Raw genomic sequence first — 20,574 nt, 5'->3', positions numbered from 1 at the left:
GAGTCAAACATGTTATCGATTAAGAAACTGGATACTCAATCCTTACAAGACCAAGTCGTAGACAATATCGAAGCGGTGGAAGGTCGAAGTTTGTGGCAAGACGCCTGGGCTCGTTTCCGAAAAAACCGCGCCGCGATGACATCGGTTTATGTGCTCGCATTCATCACTTTTTGCATCACGTTTGGCCCCTCTATTGCGGCCTTTGGACACGATGAGATTGATTGGGACGTACTCGCCGACCCATACGAACTAGGAAAGCCATCACTTAGCAGCGGCCATTACTTTGGTACCGACGATCTCGGCCAAGACCTTTTTGCCCGCACCATGCAAGGCGGTCGCCTTTCGATTTTAGTTGGCTTTGTGGGCGCGTTCGTCGCCGTCGTTATCGGAACGATTTGGGGCAGCATTTCAGGCTACCTAGGCGGCGTCGTAGATAGCGTGATGATGCGCATCATCGAAGTGTTGGATTCAGTACCATTTATGTTCATGGTCATCCTTTTCGTCACCCTCTTTGGCAACAACATCTATCTGATTTTTATCGTAATTGGCATGGTGTCATGGCTGGGAATCGCTCGCGTGGTACGCGGCGTGACCTTCGGAATTAAAAAGCGCGAGTTCATCGAAGCGGCACATTCCATTGGCGTGTCAAAGTTCACCATTGTTCGTCGTCACGTGCTGCCGAACGTATTGGGAATTGTAATGGTCTATTCATCGCTCATGGTGCCCGGCTTCATCATGTTTGAATCGTTTTTGAGCTTTTTAGGCTTAGGCGTTCAACCGCCAGACACCAGCTGGGGAATACTGATTTCCGAAGGCGCAAAAACCATTGATGTTGCCTTGTGGATGCTGCTTTTTCCATCCCTGTTCTTGGTCACAACCCTATTCTGTTTCAACTTCATCGGCGATGGCTTACGCGACGCTCTTGACCCGAAAGATCGATAAGGACAACTCCATGCTATCTATTGAAAACATGAACGTGCGCTTCGATACGCCAGACGGACAAATCCAAGCGGTCAGTAACCTTTCCTACTCGATCAAAGCAGGAGAAACACTCGGCATTGTGGGTGAATCAGGCTCTGGTAAAAGCCAATCGGTATTTGCGCTGATGGGACTCACCGCCGACAACGGTAATGTCTCCGGTGAAGCCTTATTTCATGGCGAGAACTTACTCTCAATGTCCAAGAAGCAGCTCAACCGTATTCGCGCAGAGAAAATCGGCATGATCTTCCAAGATCCCATGACCTCTCTCAATCCATTTATGAAGATTGGCAAACAGCTCAGTGAAGTGTTGATGGTGCACAAAGGCATGAGCCGAAAACAAGCCATTGCGGAATCCATTCAGATGTTGGATGCGGTGCGGATTCCTTCTCCGGAAACGCGCATGAACCAATATCCACACGAGCTTTCTGGCGGTATGCGCCAGCGCGTTATGATCGCCATGGCGCTCCTGTGTAAACCAGAGCTGCTCATCGCAGATGAGCCAACCACCGCGTTAGACGTGACCGTACAAGCCCAAATTTTGACTCTGTTGCGTGAGTTACAAAAAGAGTTCAATACCTCGATATTGCTGATCACGCACGATATGGGCGTGGTCGCCGAAATGTGTGACCGCGTGTTGGTGATGTACGGCGGACAAAAAATGGAACAAGCGGATACGGACACCCTCTTTGCTCAGCCCGCACACCCTTATACCCAAGGCTTACTGAGAGCAATTCCTTCGATCACCGAAGACATGCCTCGTTTGCCAACTATCCTTGGCAATCCACCGAGCGCTTTGATTAACCACCAAGGCTGCCCGTTTAGAGATCGCTGTGATTACCGACTCGCTCGCTGCCAAGCCGAAACGCCGAAATTTATGCCGCTCAATGGTCGTCAATCCATCGCCTGCCATGTCAAAGCCCAAAGCAGCATTTCACTCATCCACCAGTCGGCTTAAGGAAGCGTTATGAATCAGAAAGAAGTGTTATTGTCCGCTCGCGACTTGCAAGTGCATTTTCCTGTTTCGCGACACCTCATTCCGAGCCGAAGAAAGATCGTACAAGCCGTCAACGGCATCGATTTGGATGTTTATCGAGGCGAAACGCTCGGCATTGTGGGCGAATCAGGCTGCGGAAAATCCACCTTAGCGCGTGCTCTGCTGCGCTTAGTTGAACCCACGCACGGTAAGCTCACTTGGAAAGGTGAAGACATGCGTGGCTTCAGCAAAAACAAGTTAGCGCGTCGTCGCCAAGAATTTCAGATGATATTCCAAGACCCATCGGCGAGCCTCAATCCGAGATTGACGATTTCAGAATGTATCGCAGAGCCGTTACTCACACACCAGCCTCAACTCAAACGCGCCGAAGTCGAAAAACGCGTCATTGCGATGATGGACAAAGTGGGTCTGTTGGCAAGCCAACGTAACCGATATCCGCATGAGTTTTCTGGCGGTCAGTGCCAACGTGTTGGCATCGCGCGAGCCTTAATCCTCAATCCGGACTTGGTGGTGTGTGATGAACCCGTCAGCGCATTGGATGTCTCGATTCAAGCGCAGGTCATTAATTTGCTCGACGACCTTAAACAAGAAATGGGACTGACACTGGTGATGATCGCTCATGACCTAAGCGTTGTGCGCCATATCAGCGACCGAGTGATGGTGATGTACCTTGGCAAACCAATGGAAGTGGGACGCTACGACCAAGTGTTCGACGATGCGCAGCATCCCTACACAAAAGCATTGCTTTCTGCGGTACCGATTGCCAATCCGCAACTTGCACGCAACCGCGACATCCAATTGTTGCCCGGAGACCTCCCCTCTCCGCTCAACCCACCAAGCGGTTGTGTTTTTAGAACCCGATGCCCAGAAGCTACGGAACTATGTGGGCAGCAAAGCCCAGTCAAAACAGGCACTGAGCAACATCATATTTACTGTTCAAACATGATTTAGGACGTTTTCATGAATACAACAAACTCGGTTAACCAACGCCTTTCATCGCTACGCGACGCAATGGCAAACTACAAGGTTTCGGCCTACATCGTCACAAACAATGATCCCCACAATAGTGAGTATTCCGCTGACCATTGGGCTGGACGCACATGGATTTCTGGCTTTACTGGCTCGGCTGGTAATGTCGTCATAACTCAACAAGGCGGTGGATTATGGACAGATGGTCGCTACTACATTCAAGCAGAAGAACAATTGCATGGAACAGGGTTAGACCTTTTCAAAGCGCGTCAGCCGGAAACCCCCACCATTCCTAAATGGCTTGCGAATACCCTCGACGAAAACAGTGCGATTGCCGTGGATGGGCGCTCGATCTGCTACGCATTTTACCAAGAACTTAAACAAGCGCTTGAACCAAAGAACATCGAGATTGTTCTCGACCTCGATCTGATAACGCCAATCTGGACTGACCGCCCGAGCAGACCGAGCGCAGAAATTTTTGACCATCCGGTTGCGTTTTCTGGTGTAGAAACCAAACAAAAACTCGCAGATATTCGTAAATGGCTCAATGAAAACCATGCGGACTGTTTATTGGTTTCAACCCTTGACGATGTGATGTGGACACTGAATATTCGTGGCGGTGACACGCTTTACTGCCCGGTTTCAGAATCCTACCTTATTGTCGAGCGAGACCGCGCGACGGCGTTCATCGATAAACAAAAGTTACCAGCCGAGATAGAGAAGAAGCTGACTGCGCAAGGTGTGAGCGTTCGTCACTACGAGTACGTCAGCCAGTATTTGAATCAGCAATGTGAAGGCTTGTCGCTTGCTTTTAGCCCGGTTTATACCGACAGCTTATTGGTTAACTCCATTGAGCAGAACCTTTCATTAAAGCCAATGGCTTGCCCCGTCACCGACATGAAAGCCATCAAAAATCAGACCGAGTTAGCCAATCTCGAACAGTCATTGACGGACGATGGTGTGGCTGTCGTGAAGTTCATGAGCTGGTTAGAAGACCAAGTCCCAAGCGGGCTCGTTACTGAGCTGTCAGCCGAGGCTCAATTGAAAAGCTATCGCCGTCAAACTCGCCATTATGTGAGCGACAGTTTCCGCACGATTGCAGGCTTCGCCGCACATGGCGCGAAAATGCACTACGCCGCCGATGAAGAAAGCAATGCCGTGGTCAATGAAAGCAATTTCTTCCTTGTGGATTCAGGCGGTCAATACCTTGGCGGCACAACAGACATCACCCGTACTTTCCACTTCGGGTCACCGACCATTAAACAGCGCAAAGACTACACGTTAGTGCTGAAAGCGGTCATCCGACTGACTCAGACTCGATTTATGAAAGGCTCTACGGGTGCCAATCTCGACATCATGGCACGAGGCGTGCTGTGGCAACATGGTATTGATTACAAATGCGGTACAGGACATGGTGTGGGTATTTGTTTGAATGTCCATGAAGGGCCACAAAACTTCTCGCAGAGCCACCGCGAAGTTGAGCTAAAACCTGGCATGGTGATCACCAATGAACCCGGTGTTTACCGTGAAGGTGAATACGGTGTTCGGATCGAAAACATCATGAAAGTGGTTGAAGTCGAGCAAAATGAGTTCGGTATTTTTTATGGCTTCGAGACCATTACGCTGGCACCAATCGCCACGAACATGCTTGATGTCTCTTTGCTAAGCCATGATGAAATTAACTGGCTAAATCAATACCATTCTCGCGTCTACCAAGCACTCAGCCCATTTCTTGATGAGCACGACAAAGCTTGGCTTCAGCGCGCAACTCAGTTTATAGAGTTTTAGACAAACTGCCCTATCTCCCGATTTCATTTTCATTTCAAACTCCCTGTTTGATTGCCGGCCTTCGGGCTGGCTTTTTTTATCCGCCTATGTGCGCACCTCTTCTTGTTGCTGAAAGCTTTGCTTTGCACAAATAAATGCCAATGATTAACGCTCATTAGTCGTCACAGAAAACACTAAATACGCTCCGCCGATGACAAGACACAAAAACGCCCTGCCAATATGACAGGGCGTTTATTTGTGTCAAAATGCGCGTTACTCTCGGCAAGCTTCCGTGTCAAAATCTACAACAATCGCGGCATTTTCAAAACTGCCAGAGACTTTGATATAGCCCCAATAATTGGCTTGGTTTGAAACGGTTATGCACTCTTTGTTACCAGCATTGTCTGACCAACCATGTAGGTTTGAACCATCTGGCCAGCCTAGGTTGCTGTATTCAATTTTGAGGTCACCCGTGCCATTGCCAGTTGAGATAGCAATGTTCGCATGTTCATTAACTGCAGGCACACTCAGCCAAATGGTTTGCTGATTTGACAAACAGACAGGCTCTCCAGCATTTAAACGACCACCACTCACTTTGCTTTGTACCGCGCAATCTTGCGGAAGCGTACTACTACCGCCAGTCGCCGAAACCGTCACATCGTGGGTCGCGGTAGCTGTCAAACCGTCATTATCTGTCACTGTTAAACTGACCGTGTACTGACCTTCACTCCCATATTGGTGCGTCGGCTGGGTTTGTGTGCTGGTCGTGCCATCACCGAAGTCCCACAACACACTGACGATTTGCCCGTCTGTATCCGTACTGTTCTCACTGCTGAATGTAATGCTTTCACCGACTTTTCCCTCATTGTTTGCGGTTATTACTGCATTAGGAGCGCCACCTGAAACCAATGACTGTTGCCACTGTTCAAACTCGCTCTGGTATAGGTTTGCCCATTGATTGATGGTCGCCTTGTAATTGCTCCAATTACCTTGGCGTGTTTCCACCAGCATTTGGTTTACATCATCTTTATGTCGCTCGAACATAAATCGAACGGCCAGATAGCCCCAGCGATAAATTCGGTCAACATCAAAGCCATCGTATGTGGTTTCAAAAACCTCGCTCAAGGTGTAAGTTGAGCCGTCTCGAATCGTATCTAACGCCGCTTGATTGTCTTTTTCGTTTGCGATGTATTCTGCAATGCCTTCACTCCACCACACTACCTTTTCAGTTGGATGACCAAAACCGCCATAAAGGTCGAATCGGCCATCTAGGTAATGCACGTATTCATGTTCTAAGTTCCAAACAAAATGGTCAGGGTTCGCGTAAGACGCTTCATAAGCGACAAAGTTAGGAATATTGCCCGGCTTGGACGGATCACCCTCAAGGTACATGCCGCCGTTGTTGGTACTGATATCAAAGATTGGCCCCGCGTATTTGCCGTAGTCGTCGCTGGAATCAAAAATATTCACTTGAAGCTGTGTATTATGATCATCAGCGACTGGCTGCTCGCCTGTTTCCAAAGATTGATGAAAATACCCTTCTTCGTAACCCATTTTGCTACAAGCGGCCACATGCTGCTCTTGCGTCATGTTTTGCGACAAAATACGGATGGTTGGGCTACAAGTGTAGGTTTGCGATAACACCAAACCTTTGAGCTTGGTTTCGAAATCACAAATTCCGTACTCGCTGCATTCGGCGTAGTACGAGACCGTATCCGCAGCAGCAAGCCAAACGGCATCCCCTTTTCCATACATCTCGTAGCGAGCAAAAATATCTTTTAACTTGCTACTCACCGTTGTGGCAGCGCTGCCCGAATATTTGGTCAGACGCCCCAATTCGCGACCCGCATTTGCCACCATGAACTCGTCACTCGCTCCTATCGAGGACTCTCTCAACGCAAAGTCACCCAATGCTTTTGCAAGTTCGGTTTGGTTACCGATGGTTTGCAAATATTGGTCGTTCCACTGACCACCAAATAAGATGGTGAACACCCCATTCACCGCGTTGCGCATGTACCAGTTTTGAGCGTATTGGTCATTCCAGCGCATCAGCCACTCCGTCACTTGCGGTAAATAAGCGTGTTGCAGCCCCGCACTGTCCATCGTGATGATCACTTCACTTAATACCTTGCCGTGCGGGTCGCTGTTTTCGTAAAAATTAGCGTTGTTTACGAACGCGTCTACCGCCTCTTGCACTGCGGGCGTGACCCAAGAAACAAACGAGATATTGTTGTTGTAAAACTCGGCGTAATAGCCAGCGCGCAAATACAAGTACAAGGCTTCAAGCTCATCACTACCACCGCCAGTATAGGCCTTCGCCAAAGTCACCGTATGCTTTGCCACGTTGTACATGTGGTCAGAATCAAACGCCGCTTCTTGCACTCGGCTTTGAGCAGAGAACAGCTCGTTGATGCAACTTGCACCTTGAGTTTTTATCGCGCTGATCAAGTCGTTGCTGTTGGTGGTTGTGAACGATTCTACGTCACAAACCACGCTTGCCGCTTCAACCGATTGGGTAGCCCGGGTACGTAACGTCTGTTTCGGTAGCTGTGGTAACAATTCTGTCGGTGCATACTCAGGCTGCGCCGTTTCTACACCGTGTTCGTGCTGATGATGTTCAACTTTCTCTGTGACTTGCGCTACTGGCTCGCTCATTGCGAACGCAGCAGTGCTGCTCAAGGTTGCCGCAATCGCGACGCTGAGGGTTTTCAGTTCCATCTTTGTTCTTCTATATAATGTGTTCCTTAAATGCCGATACCACGTGACATCACTTCGTGCTCTTTTCACAACAAAGAGCATCCTCATATAAATCTGATTGAGCTTTAAAATAAACAATTCATTAACAAACAAATTTAGCGGTATCACTTTTTAGTACCCAATTCGCCACACTACGAACTTTATTAAAATCGATTTGCTCAATAGACTTTGATGAACTAGCACTTAAAGACGCCACAACGAAGGATTTTGGCGTTATGAAAAAACCAAGCTACACTATCGCTCTCCCAACATATTTAGAATGAAATCTATGACCGATGCCGATATCGAACTTCAGCACCTGTGGTTAGAAATCCAAACGCAACGCTGGCAAAACGTGTCCCGTTTTTTATTCAGTTACTACTGCTATAAAAACAATTTAGTAAATAAAAACAACAAGGTTTGTTGGGAAACAGCCCGTGATGCATTGCCAGCCTCTATCAGCCTTAAAACTCGTAAACAGGCGGTTATTGAGCCTTTAGTTCCTGAAGAAACCGTGGTTGGTTTGCTCAAAGCCATCAGTAAAGATGGAGAGATGACGTTTGATGTAATGACGGCTACGCTTAACGCGTTTTTGCACTATGTGGTGATCAGCAAACAGGAGAAGCTACAGCTTAAACCTAACATGCCAGCGAGCTGGTATCAGCAGCATCACAGGCCTGTATTCGCCCGTTTTGAGCAAGCGGGAATAGAAATTCAACAAATCAAATAGCCCCCCTATCGAGCCGCAGACGTAAAAAAGCGCCCACAAGGAGGCGCGTTCGGTCAAAGGGTGAGTAATTCCTGGACGAGAAAGCTCTGAGCAACCGAAAAAGGCTTATTTATTCTTGAATCCCACGAATACGGACATTGCGTCTACGTAAGATCTCCAACGTCACGAGCAAACACACGGACATAAAAATCAGCAAGGTCGCAACAGCCAAAATTGTCGGGCTGATTTGTTCTCGGATCCCTGACCACATCTGCCTTGGGACGGTTTTTTGTTCTGCGCCCGTTAAAAACAACGCCACGACCACTTCATCAAACGACGTGCCAAACGCAAACAATCCACCGGAAATCATGCCGGGACGGATCAACGGAAAAGTCACATGCCTAAAGGTATAAACCGGATTTGCGCCCAAACTGGCCGCCGCTTTGACGAGGCTTTGATCAAAACCACTCAGCGTCGCGCTCACTGTGATCACGACAAAAGGCGTACCTAGCGCGGCATGCGCTAAGATAATGCCAAAATACGTCTGAGATAAACCCAACCGAGTGTAGAAAAAATACATCGCAGCGGCAGAAATAATCACAGGCACAATCATTGGAGAAATCAGCAACGCCATAATGGCATTTCTAAACGGCAAATTGCTGTTGGCTAGCCCCAATGCGGCTAACGTACCCAGACCCGTCGCGATCAAGGTAGCCATGAGCGCAATAAACGTGCTGTTTTTGAGTGCTAATAACCACTGCTCATTGGTGAACATTTCTTGATACCAGCGTACAGAATAGGCGTCTGCGTCCAAGTTCAGCATGCCTTCTGTAAACGTAAAATAAGGGGTGGCATTAAACGACAAGGGGATGATTGTCAGAATAGGCGCAATGAGAAAGAACAGCACCAGTCCACAAAATACCAAGTAGCCTGCGTAAGCCATTCTCTCACTTTTTGAAGCGTAGTTTGGTAGTGCCATGGTTATCCTCCTACCTTAATGTTATTTATGCCAACCACACGGTTAAACACATAAAACAGCGCGAGCACGACAAACAAAAGCAGCCCACCTAACGCCCCCGCCATTCCCCAGTTGAGCGAGGTTTGCATGTGGTATGCAATCATATTGGAGATCATTTGCCCACTCCTTCCTCCCACGAGTGCCGGCGTAATGTAAAAACCAATCGAAAGAATGAACGTGAGCAACGCTCCAGCGCCAATACCCGGTAAAGTAAGCGGCATGTAGACTTTGACGAATGCAACAAGAGGGGACGCCCCTAAGGAACGAGCAGCGCGGAAATACGTTGGACTGATGCCTTTCATTACACTGTAGAGCGGCAGAATCATAAAAGGCAATAAGATGTGTACCATAGAAACAACCGTACCAAAGGTATTGTGTATCATCTGAATTCGCTCAGACGTTAAACCAGACCAAATCAGTAAATCATTAATCACCCCCTGATTTTGCAACAACACAATCCAAGAGGTCGTACGGACCAATAGTGACGTCCAAAAAGGCAGTAGCACCACAATCAACAGCAAGTTGGCGCGTTTGTCTGGCAAGTTTGCTAACAGATACGCCACGGGATAAGCCATCAACAAACAAATCACGGTAATTAAGATCGACATCCAAAAGGTTTTAAAGAAAAGGTCAACGTAGATCTGCCGTTTTTCTGGTTGCGCTTCAATCTCGCCCATTTCGTTCACCTGCATATCCAATGCCGCAAGGTAATGGTTGACGGTTATCGCACCGCTCAGGTTCTTAAAAGCAACCCAATATTTTGCATCCGCCCAGCGTTTATCGAGCCTACTCAGTTCTTTTATTGACGTAGGAAGCACTTCTAAACGAGACAATTTTCGTCCCGTTTTCATCATCAAACTGCGCATGCCAGAGACTTCTATGTTCATGCGATTGGCGATTTTAGGCAGGGCTTTGGTCTCATACAGTGCCAGCAGCTCAACCGAAAATGCTTCTACCACTTCGGAATCTGGCAATCTTTGATAATCCCAATGCGCTAACGCTTGGATTGTTTTCGGCAAGGCCTGCGGAATATCTCGGTTGTCGACACTGCGATAAAGCATTTCTAAAATAGGAAACGCAAATGTGAGCAAAATAAAGCATACCAACGGCAACGTCAGCATGATTGAGCGTAGGTTTTTATTGCGCTCCGCTTTTTGTAGTTGGGCTCTGAGATCGCTCTGTTGGTCATTCACATGTCGTTCGATTTCCAGTACCGAATCTAACGAGGTTAGCTCTCGACTCATGCCGCCACCTCCTCGGTTTCCGGTTGAATCGCATCTAGCGCATGGCAATCTGTACTTTGCCACCCAATTCGACAAACCGTTCCCGGAATAAGGTTCAGATGCGTTCGGTTGTCGTTCGGCACTTTCACGACAAACTGACCAACCAGTTCAACGTCGACCACTAACCGATAATGATCACCGTGATAAATTAGCTCACGCAGCACGCCTTCAATTTGGTTATCACACGATTCGTCATCAGGTTGGATGGAAATTTTCTCTGGTCGAATAGACAAGGTTGTGTGCTCGCCGTTTTGGGTCACTCGAACCGGTTTGGCAACGAAGTGAGCGGGGCCGACCTGGACTTGGCATCGCTCTGATTGCCACTCTTTTACCACACCAGAAAGCTGATTATTTTCACCAATAAACTGAGCGACAAACGCGTTACTCGGAGATTCATACAGCTCCGTTGGCGGGGCAAGTTGCTGCACTTCGCCTTGATTAAAAACTGCGATTCGGTCAGACATAGTGAGCGCTTCATCTTGGTCATGCGTGACATACAAAATCGTAATACCGAGCTTTTCGTGCAGGTGTTTAATCTCCATCTGCATTTGCTCACGAAGTTGTTTGTCCAACGCGCCCAAAGGCTCATCCATCAGGACGAGTTTAGGTTCAAACACAAGTGCCCTCGCTAACGCGACACGTTGTTGCTGCCCGCCAGATAACTGCTTGGGATAACGACTGGCAACGTGCCCCAACTCGACCATGTCCAGTGCGCTCTGTACTTTATTTTGAATGGTTTGATTATCGAGCTTGCGCACTTTTAGAGGAAAAGCAAGGTTCTCCGCAATCGTCATGTGAGGAAACAGCGCGTAGTTTTGAAATACCATTCCGATGTCGCGTTTATGTGGCGCGAGATTGTTTACCGGAACGCCATCAATGTAAATCTCTCCGCCTGTTGCCGTTTCAAAACCCGCCAGCATCATCAGACACGTTGTTTTGCCTGATCCAGAAGGCCCCAACATGGTGACAAACTCTCCGGGTGCGATGTCTAAGTTGAAGTCTTTAACCACCAAGTTTGCACCGTCGTAGGTTTTCTTAACATGTTGAAAGCTCACATAATCCTTGTTTGCTGTGCTCATGGCATCCCTCCGTTCATTTTTGTATAGCGAAAATAAGTAGAGCGCCACAAAGCGCCCTACTCACTAGCTCAATTACAGATTGTATTTTGATAGGCCTAAACGGGTAGCAAGCGCGTGCTCCACCATCTGGATCACTTGTTGACGCTCCTCACCTTTAAGCAGTTGGCGCGGTGCACGAACTTGCTCTGAACCACGGCCACACACTTGTTCAGCAAGCTTAATGCACTGAACCAGCGTAGGAATGGTGTCGAGACGCAGCAGCGGTAAGAACCAACGGTAAATTTCTAACGCTTCTGCATAACGGCCTTGGCTCGCCAGCTTGTAAATTGCAACTGATTCTTCTGGGAACGCATTGGTTAAGCCAGAAATCCAGCCTGTCGCTCCTAACATCAGCGACTCAAGCGCAATATCATCAACACCGCTGAACACGGTAAAACGATCATCGAACTTGTTGTAAAGCTCAGTGATACGACGCGTGTCGGTAGTCGACTCTTTGATTGCAACAATGCTGTCAAACTCAGCCAGCTTCGCCATGATATCGAGATTTACATCGACGCCGTACGCAACAGGGTTGTTGTAAATCATGATAGGCATCTCTGGTGTCGCTTCTGCCAGCGTGCGGTAGTAATCATATGTTTCGCTTTCAGACGTGCGGTAGACCATCGCAGGCATTACCATACACCCGTCGATACCAATTTTGTGCGCGTCTTGCATGTAATCGATAGCCGCTGTGGTAATTGACTCTGCCGTACCAGCAATAAGAGGAACACGACCATTAACCACTTCTTTGGCAGCTTGTAGCACCTGACGCTTTTCTTCCGGATATAGCGCGCAGTTCTCACCTACCGTACCAAGGCAAATAATGCCGTTCACACCATCTTTAATTTGGTTATCGATAACGGTTTGTGTTGCGTCTAGGTCAATGGACTGATCTTGACGAAACTGCGTACTGACCGCCGGATAAACACCTTTCCAATCTACTTTCATGAACTTCTTTTCCTTTATGTATATTGTATGCAATTTATAAAGACGAGCGAAAATGCTCAAATTTGGCTTTCAACGCCATGTTTTAACAACACCGCTTTTACTGCGGCTAAATCAGCCAAGGCACTGCCAACCGATTTATATAAGGTAATCACCTCGTCACTTTGACGCCCTTGCACTTGCTGAGCGCAAAGCTCAGGCAACTCCCCATAAATGTCTTCAGGTGTGAATACCCCCTCTTGTATTGGGATCAGCAAATCTCCCGCTTCCGCCAACACATTAATGCGACTGTCGACATACACATTCGCTCTTTGTACCGAGACAGAATCGCATTCACGCTTGTCTAAGTCGTGATTACCGACCAGATCAATGTGTGTTCCTGACTGCACATCAGAGCCATTAAACAAAGGCTGAGCAGACGCAGTAATGCAACTGATGATGTCGACTTGATCAATCACTTGCTCAACGTTTTCGACCACAGACACAGAGAACTGGCGCTCTTCTGGCAGTGATTGATATTCAGAGGAAGACAGAATCTGATCCACCGTTGAGGCAGCCTTTTCTGGGTTTCGTCCCCAAACATAAACTTGTTTGAGTGGTCGAATCGCTGCGTAAGCCCACGCAAAATAAGGGGCTAAGTTGCCAGTGCCACAAATCAACAAGCGGGAGGCATTTTTGCGCGCTAAGTAATCGGCGGCTAAAGCAGATGCGGCAGCTGTACGCCAAAAAGTTAAGACTTTACCGTCCACCAGCGCGATAGGTTCACCATCTCCGCGTTTGAAGACCAACAACTTAGATGCCAAAGTATCTTTACCTTGCAGGGGATTCTCAGGAAAGTAAGTAAATGCCTTAACGGCAATCAGTTCTTGGTTCCATGCAGGCAGTAAAGCAAAAGCTTCATACTTTCCCTCTTCTAATGACATCACTCTGCGCTGCGGAATCGTGGCAGGCTGTGCATAGATGTCTCGCATGGTTTCAATCAAAGAGTGCATACTCAAACTTCGCGCGACTTGCTGTGCATCGATGACTTTCATCACTTCTCCAAAATAGGTACGTTGAGTTCCAATTTGGGGTTTAACTCATCAATCGATAAACAACCCCCTACAGTTAACGCCTAATTAAGCAGCCAAGTATTGAACTCTTCATTCAACTCATCGGCATAATCAGACCACCATTCGTCGTTAATCAAAAACGCCGTTTTAAAGTTCTGAGGCGCGGTCGGCAGGTTCGCCAGAATCTCTGGGCTTACTTCTGCGGAAGAAGACTTACGAGTTGGGCCATACGCGACGTATTTAGCTTGATCTGCCAGAGGCTTAGTACCCGAAGAGAAAGCAATGAAATCGAGGGCAAGTTTGGTATTCGCGCTTCCTTTAGGAATAGCCCAGCCGTTCATGTAACCCATTTGGTGATCCCAAATGATGCGAAATGGTTGGCCTTCATCTTTACGCGCGTTGTGTATCCGGCCATTGAAAGCAGACGCGATTACCACTTCTTTATCTGCCAACATTTGTGGTGGCTGCGCACCTGTCGTCCACCAAAGCACTTGCGGTTTGATGGTGTCGAGTTTGGCAAAGGCGCGTGCTCGCCCCTCTTCAGTTTCTAGTAGGCGGTAAACTTCGTCAGGTTTAACGCCATCGGCCAATAATGCCCATTCAAGGTTACCTTGAGGTTGCTTTTGTAGTGCTCGTCGACCGGGAAAGTTTGTTAAATCAAAAAGGTCCGTCAACTTGGTTGGAGCCGTTTTGCCGTTGAAAGCATCCTCGTTCACCGCTAAGACGGTCGATACGACGATGGTGTTAATCGCACACTCGTGGATCGCCCCATCGATAAAATCCTCTTTTGCTGGTGTCCCGTCAGCGCCGGGAGGCAGAATACTGGGGTTGACGGGTTCCAAAAGCCCTTCCGCGCAGCCTCGAACAATATCTGGTTTATCCAGCGAGACCAAATCCCAGCGCACGTTGTTTGCTTCTACTTGCGCTTTTATCTCCGCCAAACCGCCACTGAAATCCTCCGATACGATCTCAACACCGGTCTTTTGGATGAATGGTTTGTGGTAAGCCTCTACTTGGCTTTTGGTGAACGCGCCACCCCATGAGACGACCGTTAGTTTATCTTCAGCGTATGCCGAGGTACCCAACAGCATTCCTGAAATCAACATCACCAGTGGTGTTTTCGTCATTCGAGACATGGTTTACTCCTTTGGTTGTTTTTCTGGAGGTATCCGTTACGGCTGTTGGACACCACATTTGTTAAGTTTCTGTTAACATTAGCATTAAATATATTTTATACAATATTTAATTTTAAAATTTTTTAGGCAAATCGCTGTAGTGTGAACGGCGCAATGTTCACCGATGTTGGCTTGTCTGCAACGAGCTCAGAGATTAGGTCTGCAGTGATCGCCGCTTGAGTCAATCCCAAGTGCTGATGACCAAATGCCAGCAATATCTTGCCATTAAAACACTGGTCGATTACCGGCAACGAGTCGATTGTTGAAGGTCGATTTCCCATCCACTGTTCCTGCTGTTTTAACGGATTTAAACCGGACTCAAACATCGCGTTCGCCTGCTGATACAACATCTCTGCGCGCTTCATGTTTGGTGGCGATTTCACATCGGCATACTCGACCGTTCCCGCCAAACGTAAGCCTTCAGACATGGGCGTCATAATGAACTTTCTGTCGGCAGAACTGATAGGAAACGGCAATGACTCACGCTTGTCATTCATCATGAGATGGTAGCCTCGCTCAGCTTGTATCGGGACATTCACACCGGTTAACTGGCGAACCAAAGCTTTAGAATGAACACCCGCTGCGACCACAATTTTGTCAAAAGACATTCGCTGAGTATTGACCAAGACATCGCCGTTTTTACTTACTGCGTCTACTTCTTCATGGACAAGTGAACCTCCGAGTTTTTCAAATGCATTACTTAGCTCAACGCAGAGTGCATAAGGGTTTATTGTATGTCCTGTTTCTGGAAAAAAGACGCCAAACCGAACCTTTCTGCTGAGTTCAGGAAGCCGACGTCGGATTTCGTTTTGCGTCCAAATCTCGTACCGAACACCTTGTTCCGCTAACGCATCAAGCGTACTTTGATAACCTTCAAACAAGCTTTCGCTTTCAAACGTCAGCAGTGAACCATCCATCTTAATCAGCCCACTTTTTCCGATCGAATCTAATAGCAGATTCCAACTCTGAACGGCTCGCGTGTTAAGGCTTGTTATCGCCTGCGTGGAAGCTTTTGCCGCTGAAGGTTTCGCTTTCAATAAAAAGCGTGTCATCCACCCTACGGTATTGGGCAAGTCTTGCCAACGAATAGAAACTGGACTTGTCGAACTCAATAACATCTTAGGTAATTGAGGGATCAAGGCCGGCGTGGCAAGAGGAAAAACTTGCTCGGTCGCGATGTGCCCAGCATTACCTTTCGAGCACCCATTGCCCACTCCATTCGGATCAAAAATGGTGACGCGATACCCCTGCTGTTGCAGTTTTAAGCCAATCGACAAACCGATGATTCCCGCCCCTATAACCGCGATGCTTTGATTTCTGAGTTCTTCCTTACCCAACATGAATATGCTCCAAGTCACATTTGAAAAAGTAGATTGTATACAATATATTTTACATTACGATAACATCAAGCTCGTTCGATTCAACCCATTTCTTCAGCAAGGAGAGAAAAATGAGACAAGGAACCTTTTTCTGTATCGATGCCCATACCTGTGGAAACCCAGTGAGATTGGTGGCTGGTGGTGTTCCACCACTTGAGGGCAACACGATGAGTGAAAAGCGTCAGTATTTCTTAGAGCATTATGATTGGATTCGACAAGCACTAATGTTTGAACCGCGTGGCCATTCAATGATGTCGGGCTCCGTTGTTTTACCGCCTTGCAGTGACAATGCAGATGCTTCCATCCTTTTTATTGAAACTAGTGGCTGCCTGCCTATGTGTGGACACGGCACCATTGGTACCGTGACCACCGCCATCGAAAATCGTTTGATTACGCCGAAAGAAGAAGGCCGTTTGATCCTCGACGTGCCAGCCGGCCAAATAGAAGTCCACTACCAAACCAAAGGTGACAGGGTCACGTCAGTAAAGATTTTTAATGTTCCAGCTTATCTTGCGCATCAAGATGTCACGGTTGAAATCGAAGGTTTAGGAGAAATCACGGTAGATGTCGCTTATGGCGGCAACTACTACGTTATTGTTGATCCACAAGAAAATTATGCGGGACTCGAACATTACTCCCCTGATGAGATTTTAATGCTCTCCCCCAAAGTGCGTACCGCCGTTTCTAATGCAGTGGAATGCATCCATCCAAATGACCCCACGGTTTGCGGCGTTTCCCATGTACTTTGGACAGGGAAACCAACGCAAGACGGCGCAACGGCTCGCAATGCCGTTTTTTATGGCGATAAAGCACTCGACCGATCGCCATGTGGAACCGGCACGAGCGCACGTATGGCGCAATGGCACGCGAAAGGAAAACTCAAATCAGGCGAAGATTTCGTGCATGAAAGCATCATCGGCAGCCTATTTAACGGCCGTATTGAGGGCATCACCGAAGTAAACGGGCAAACGGCGATTTTGCCGAGCATTGAAGGTTGGGCACAAGTGTATGGACACAACACCATTTGGGTCGATGACGAAGACCCGTACGCGTACGGATTTGAAGTGAAATAAGGACAGTAAGGAAGAACAATGAATTCGCAAAACTCACAGGTGTTTTACGCCACCAACGCCTTTACCGGTGAACTATTAACGACGGCGTTTCCCGTTCATGGAGAGATGGAAGTTAACCAAGCAGCGGAAGCAGCAGCCAAAATTGCACGCAGTTTTCGCCGACTCAGCAACGAAAAGCGCGCCAACCTACTCTGCTCTATTGCGTCAGAGTTAGAAGCAAGACGTGAAGATATTGTCGCGTGTGCGCATTTAGAAACAGCGCTTCCACAGGCACGTTTAGAGGGGGAAGTCGGCAGAACGGCGAACCAGCTACGATTGTTCGCAGATGTTGTAAAATCGGGCAGTTATCATCAAGCTATCTTCGATACACCAAATCCTGAACGCCAACCTCTACCAAAGCCTGACATTCGTCGCCAACAAATTGCCATTGGCCCTGTTGCCGTATTTGGTGCTTCGAACTTTCCGCTGGCATTCTCAGCCGCGGGTGGCGATACCGCATCTGCACTTGCGGCTGGCTGTCCGGTTATTGTTAAAGGTCATACCGCGCATCCGGGAACGAGCCAAATCGTCGCCGAATGTATTGAAAACGCACTGAATAAAGAAGACCTGCCTTCAGCTATTTTTACTTTGCTTCAAGGTAACAAACGTGAACTTGGCCAAGCGTTAGTGACACACCCTAAGATTAAAGCCGTTGGGTTCACAGGCTCAGTTAGCGGAGGGCGTGCCTTATTCAACCTTGCTCAACAGAGACCTGAGCCGATCCCTTTTTATGGAGAACTCGGCGCCATTAACCCAACCTTTATTCTCCCAGAAGCAATGAAGAACAACGCTTCACTTGCAGAGCAGTTTGTCGCATCAATGACCATGGGTTGCGGCCAGTTTTGTACAAAACCGGGAGTAGTGTTCGCGTTGAATACTCCAGAAACACAAGCCTTTATCGAAACCGCTCAGGCTTTGATTCGTCAACAGTCCCCTTCTACGCTTCTCACTCAAGGTATCCGAGAAACCTATGAGAACGAAGTCGTCAAGCGGGCCGCTGATCAGGGTATTAACGTGACTTACTCTCAGGCTGACTCTCCAAATGTCGCCTCTGCGCTGTTTGTCACCGACAGCCAAAACTGGCGCACAAACCCAAAATGGGAAGAAGAGATTTTCGGCCCTCAATCAGTGATTGTTGTCTGTAAGGACTTCGAGGACTTACTCGATCTAAGTGAAACACTGAGCGGCACGCTCACCGCTACCATCCACGCGACTGAAGCAGATTCATCACTCGCTGAGCAGTTGATTCCATGCCTGGAAGAAATTGCCGGACGCCTGGTGTTCAATGGCTGGCCAACTGGCGTAGAGGTTGGTTATGCGATGGTTCATGGTGGGCCGTATCCTGCGTCGACCCATGCGGCATCAACCTCTGTCGGAGCAGAGGCGATTCACCGTTGGTTACGCCCGGTCGCTTACCAAGCGTTGCCTGAAAGCTTGTTGCCCGATTCATTAAAAACGTCTAACCCGTTAAACATCCAACGCGCTATCGACGGCAAAACATCATAACAGGCAACATACACTTAGCTAAATGGTTCAAAAAGGCACCAGTTGGTGCCTTTTAATTCACTCTACTTCTCAAAACCTTATTTCGTAGTTGGCTTAAGCCGGAAAAACAATAAACTACTAGAGTTAAATGGATTGGATACAATATTTATTTTTGAGGGGAGCCTTCAATGTCACAAAAACCTGTTTTTAAGACGCGTACTCAGCTCGTTGAAGAAGCAATTCGAACTCAGATCCTGAAGGGCGAGTTAAAAACTGGTCAGCCTTTACGTCAGGATGCGTTAGCAAAAGAGTTCAATGTCAGCCGAATTCCTGTGCGTGAAGCACTAGTACAATTGGAAGCGCAGGGTTTAGTCAGTTTCGAGCCACATAAAGGCGCGACAGTGACTGAACTGTCTCCAGATAAAATCGATGAGCTATTTGAACTGCGTGCGGTTGTGGAATGCCACATTCTGGAACGTGCGATTCAAAACATGACGGATGAAGATCTAGAACGCGCTCGTGAAGTTCGTGAACGTTTCGAAGCGGTGGTAAATAGTGGCGACGAAGTGGAAGAATGGAGTAACTATAACTACGAATTCCACAAAGCGTTATACGCACCTGCCAACATGCCAGAAACCATGGATGTGATTTACAACTTAAATACCAAATGCGATCGCTACATTCGTATGCAGTTGTTATTTACCACAGGCATTAAAAAAGCGGAACAAGAACATTTGACCTTGTTTGAGATGTGCCAGAACAGAGATATTGATGGCGCAAAATATCTGTTGAAAAAACACATTCTAGAAGCAGGTACAGCTATTCGTAACTTGCTGTTAGAAAGACAGAGCCCAAATAACTAAACAGATAACTTAGGGGAATCACGGATGAATGTTGGACCTAAATTTCTGTTGGCGGCGCTGCGACAAAAAATAAAAGATGAAGGGCTGTGTTACAGCTCTTTATCAGAGAAAAGTGGCATTCCTCTCTCGAGTATTAAACGACACCTTCACAATCCCTCTCTCGGATTGGATAAAATTCTCCTCTACCTAAACTACCTAAATACTGACCTCATCGAGCTAGCCAATTTAGCCAATCAACTCCAGCATGAAAACGAACAAATGCTGACGGATGAACAAAGTGCACTCTTTCTCGAACACCCTTACCTCCTCGACTTCATCTATATGGTAACATCTCGAAATCTTGAGCCGAAAAAGATTGCGGAAATATACAACCTAACAGAGACAAGCTTGCGTTTTTACCTCCGCATTGCAGAGATTCTCGGTTATGTGGAAGATTTTGGTGATGGTTTGTTTTATCGCTCCGGCCGCCGATTTTTGATGGAAGAAGGCTCAGATCTCGACTCTCTATTTCGTGAACGTTTTCAGAAAGAATCACTTTCGCATGAAGTCAGCCCCGGTATTTGTATTGGTCGTATTCGTCTGACCGAAGCGCAGCGATTGCAGTTAGAAGATGATGTTTACAATAAACTGGTCAAGTTCAATGCGCTCAATACCTCCAACCAAGATGGCGAGTTAACTAACGTTTTAATGCGTTGCACTCCAGGAACACAAATATTTTTCTCTGACGGATTACCTAATATTGATGGGGATTTATTAAAGTATGTTTCTCAGCTCAATCAACGTGTTTAAATTAAATCGCACATACCAATATTAATTCCAAACTTAAAATAAATTGAACAAGTCAGTATACTTTGTCAAACCAATCCATTTAATTGACATTAAATTCTGTTAAAACACGTCATTTAAATATCCACATATAAATATACTGCTAAAACACTAACCTACCTTCCGTTAAACCTATCACAATATTTAAATATAAATTTGCGCA

General features: G+C 47.4%; 17 protein-coding genes. 9 read left to right on the top strand and 8 right to left on the bottom strand.

The genetic code is table 11. From position 1 onward, the window contains the following. Positions 1 to 9 precede the first annotated feature (9 nt). The 4 genes from OU793_RS03510 to OU793_RS03495 are packed head-to-tail and all read left to right on the top strand — an operon-like array spanning position 10 to position 4,732. A complete protein-coding gene (locus OU793_RS03510; protein WP_140389060.1) occupies positions 10 to 942 on the top strand; it encodes an ABC transporter permease subunit in 933 nt (310 codons plus the stop codon). Positions 943 to 952: 10 nt separating this feature from the next. Then, entirely contained in the window at positions 953 to 1,936 is a 984-nt protein-coding gene (locus OU793_RS03505; protein ID WP_193237430.1) for an ABC transporter ATP-binding protein, read from the top strand. A 9-nt stretch (positions 1,937 to 1,945) separates the two neighbouring features. After that, positions 1,946 to 2,926: an ABC transporter ATP-binding protein gene (locus tag OU793_RS03500; protein WP_005454798.1), complete on the top strand. Its 981-nt coding sequence runs from the start codon at positions 1,946 to 1,948 to the stop codon at positions 2,924 to 2,926. 9 nt (positions 2,927 to 2,935) lie between these two features. Continuing rightward, positions 2,936 to 4,732: an aminopeptidase P family protein gene (locus tag OU793_RS03495; RefSeq protein WP_159404133.1), complete on the top strand. Its 1,797-nt coding sequence runs from the start codon at positions 2,936 to 2,938 to the stop codon at positions 4,730 to 4,732. A 252-nt stretch (positions 4,733 to 4,984) separates the two neighbouring features. On the opposite strand, the gene OU793_RS03490 is transcribed toward OU793_RS03495, so the two are convergent. After that, positions 4,985 to 7,429, bottom strand: coding sequence for a collagenase (locus OU793_RS03490; RefSeq protein WP_159404134.1), 2,445 nt, complete (start codon positions 7,427 to 7,429; stop codon positions 4,985 to 4,987). Positions 7,430 to 7,736: 307 nt separating this feature from the next. On the opposite strand from OU793_RS03490, the gene OU793_RS03485 reads away from it, so the two are divergent. Then, positions 7,737 to 8,177: a hypothetical protein gene (locus OU793_RS03485; RefSeq protein WP_005495452.1), complete on the top strand. Its 441-nt coding sequence runs from the start codon at positions 7,737 to 7,739 to the stop codon at positions 8,175 to 8,177. Positions 8,178 to 8,286: 109 nt separating this feature from the next. On the opposite strand, the gene OU793_RS03480 is transcribed toward OU793_RS03485, so the two are convergent. The 7 genes from OU793_RS03480 to OU793_RS03450 all read right to left on the bottom strand — a co-directional run bounded on the left by OU793_RS03480 (position 8,287) and on the right by OU793_RS03450 (position 16,087). Further along, positions 8,287 to 9,135 carry an ABC transporter permease gene (locus tag OU793_RS03480; protein ID WP_005455010.1) on the bottom strand — a complete coding sequence of 283 codons (849 nt, stop codon included), beginning with the start codon at positions 9,133 to 9,135 and terminating at the stop codon, positions 8,287 to 8,289. 2 nt (positions 9,136 to 9,137) lie between these two features. Then, entirely contained in the window at positions 9,138 to 10,418 is a 1,281-nt protein-coding gene (locus OU793_RS03475; protein WP_083122004.1) for an ABC transporter permease, read from the bottom strand. Beyond that, entirely contained in the window at positions 10,415 to 11,536 is a 1,122-nt protein-coding gene (locus OU793_RS03470) for an ABC transporter ATP-binding protein (protein ID WP_025522365.1), read from the bottom strand. Before OU793_RS03470 ends, OU793_RS03475 begins: the two co-directional genes overlap by 4 nt. Before the next feature lie 72 nt (positions 11,537 to 11,608). Further along, positions 11,609 to 12,523, bottom strand: coding sequence for a dihydrodipicolinate synthase family protein (locus OU793_RS03465; RefSeq protein WP_140103491.1), 915 nt, complete (start codon positions 12,521 to 12,523; stop codon positions 11,609 to 11,611). A gap of 56 nt (positions 12,524 to 12,579) precedes the next feature. Continuing rightward, positions 12,580 to 13,554, bottom strand: coding sequence for an ornithine cyclodeaminase family protein (locus tag OU793_RS03460; protein ID WP_140103492.1), 975 nt, complete (start codon positions 13,552 to 13,554; stop codon positions 12,580 to 12,582). 80 nt (positions 13,555 to 13,634) lie between these two features. After that, positions 13,635 to 14,708 carry a polyamine ABC transporter substrate-binding protein gene (locus OU793_RS03455; RefSeq protein ID WP_069485338.1) on the bottom strand — a complete coding sequence of 358 codons (1,074 nt, stop codon included), beginning with the start codon at positions 14,706 to 14,708 and terminating at the stop codon, positions 13,635 to 13,637. A gap of 122 nt (positions 14,709 to 14,830) precedes the next feature. Then, the gene (locus tag OU793_RS03450; protein ID WP_140103494.1) at positions 14,831 to 16,087 is read right to left on the bottom strand and encodes an FAD-binding oxidoreductase; all 1,257 of its coding nucleotides are present in this window, start codon (positions 16,085 to 16,087) and stop codon (positions 14,831 to 14,833) included. Positions 16,088 to 16,197: 110 nt separating this feature from the next. Between OU793_RS03450 and OU793_RS03445 the strand changes: the two genes are divergently transcribed. The 4 genes from OU793_RS03445 (at position 16,198) to OU793_RS03430 (ending at position 20,375) form a co-directional block, all read left to right on the top strand. After that, positions 16,198 to 17,199, top strand: coding sequence for a 4-hydroxyproline epimerase (locus OU793_RS03445; protein ID WP_023584276.1), 1,002 nt, complete (start codon positions 16,198 to 16,200; stop codon positions 17,197 to 17,199). A gap of 18 nt (positions 17,200 to 17,217) precedes the next feature. After that, positions 17,218 to 18,744 carry an aldehyde dehydrogenase (NADP(+)) gene (locus tag OU793_RS03440; RefSeq protein WP_140103496.1) on the top strand — a complete coding sequence of 509 codons (1,527 nt, stop codon included), beginning with the start codon at positions 17,218 to 17,220 and terminating at the stop codon, positions 18,742 to 18,744. Positions 18,745 to 18,911: 167 nt separating this feature from the next. Then, complete coding sequence (locus OU793_RS03435) at positions 18,912 to 19,586, top strand: GntR family transcriptional regulator (RefSeq protein WP_005480641.1); 675 nt, start codon at positions 18,912 to 18,914, stop codon at positions 19,584 to 19,586. Between the two features lie 24 nt (positions 19,587 to 19,610). Continuing rightward, complete coding sequence (locus OU793_RS03430; RefSeq protein WP_140103497.1) at positions 19,611 to 20,375, top strand: transcriptional regulator; 765 nt, start codon at positions 19,611 to 19,613, stop codon at positions 20,373 to 20,375. Positions 20,376 to 20,574 lie beyond the last annotated feature (199 nt).

The sequence above is a fragment of the Vibrio sp. VP6 genome (assembly GCF_028823755.1).
Lineage (GTDB): Bacteria > Pseudomonadota > Gammaproteobacteria > Enterobacterales > Vibrionaceae > Vibrio > Vibrio parahaemolyticus.
Note: the sequence above shows the minus strand (reverse complement) of the source record. Positions and strands in the feature narration are given on the sequence as shown.

What these genes read in the sequence shown, in the direction of transcription:
- OU793_RS03435 (WP_005480641.1), top strand. Translation starts at nt 18,912, where the DNA reads ATGTCACAAAAACCTGTTTTTAAGACGCGTACTCAGCTCGTTGAAGAA.
- OU793_RS03480 (WP_005455010.1), bottom strand. Translation starts at nt 9,135, where the DNA reads ATGGCACTACCAAACTACGCTTCAAAAAGTGAGAGAATGGCTTACGCA.
- OU793_RS03460 (WP_140103492.1), bottom strand. Translation starts at nt 13,554, where the DNA reads ATGAAAGTCATCGATGCACAGCAAGTCGCGCGAAGTTTGAGTATGCAC.
- OU793_RS03450 (WP_140103494.1), bottom strand. Translation starts at nt 16,087, where the DNA reads ATGTTGGGTAAGGAAGAACTCAGAAATCAAAGCATCGCGGTTATAGGG.
- OU793_RS03455 (WP_069485338.1), bottom strand. Translation starts at nt 14,708, where the DNA reads ATGTCTCGAATGACGAAAACACCACTGGTGATGTTGATTTCAGGAATG.
- OU793_RS03495 (WP_159404133.1), top strand. Translation starts at nt 2,936, where the DNA reads ATGAATACAACAAACTCGGTTAACCAACGCCTTTCATCGCTACGCGAC.
- OU793_RS03500 (WP_005454798.1), top strand. Translation starts at nt 1,946, where the DNA reads ATGAATCAGAAAGAAGTGTTATTGTCCGCTCGCGACTTGCAAGTGCAT.
- OU793_RS03445 (WP_023584276.1), top strand. Translation starts at nt 16,198, where the DNA reads ATGAGACAAGGAACCTTTTTCTGTATCGATGCCCATACCTGTGGAAAC.
- OU793_RS03490 (WP_159404134.1), bottom strand. Translation starts at nt 7,429, where the DNA reads ATGGAACTGAAAACCCTCAGCGTCGCGATTGCGGCAACCTTGAGCAGC.
- OU793_RS03470 (WP_025522365.1), bottom strand. Translation starts at nt 11,536, where the DNA reads ATGAGCACAGCAAACAAGGATTATGTGAGCTTTCAACATGTTAAGAAA.
- OU793_RS03475 (WP_083122004.1), bottom strand. Translation starts at nt 10,418, where the DNA reads ATGAGTCGAGAGCTAACCTCGTTAGATTCGGTACTGGAAATCGAACGA.
- OU793_RS03505 (WP_193237430.1), top strand. Translation starts at nt 953, where the DNA reads ATGCTATCTATTGAAAACATGAACGTGCGCTTCGATACGCCAGACGGA.
- OU793_RS03440 (WP_140103496.1), top strand. Translation starts at nt 17,218, where the DNA reads ATGAATTCGCAAAACTCACAGGTGTTTTACGCCACCAACGCCTTTACC.
- OU793_RS03510 (WP_140389060.1), top strand. Translation starts at nt 10, where the DNA reads ATGTTATCGATTAAGAAACTGGATACTCAATCCTTACAAGACCAAGTC.
- OU793_RS03465 (WP_140103491.1), bottom strand. Translation starts at nt 12,523, where the DNA reads ATGAAAGTAGATTGGAAAGGTGTTTATCCGGCGGTCAGTACGCAGTTT.
- OU793_RS03430 (WP_140103497.1), top strand. Translation starts at nt 19,611, where the DNA reads ATGAATGTTGGACCTAAATTTCTGTTGGCGGCGCTGCGACAAAAAATA.
- OU793_RS03485 (WP_005495452.1), top strand. Translation starts at nt 7,737, where the DNA reads ATGACCGATGCCGATATCGAACTTCAGCACCTGTGGTTAGAAATCCAA.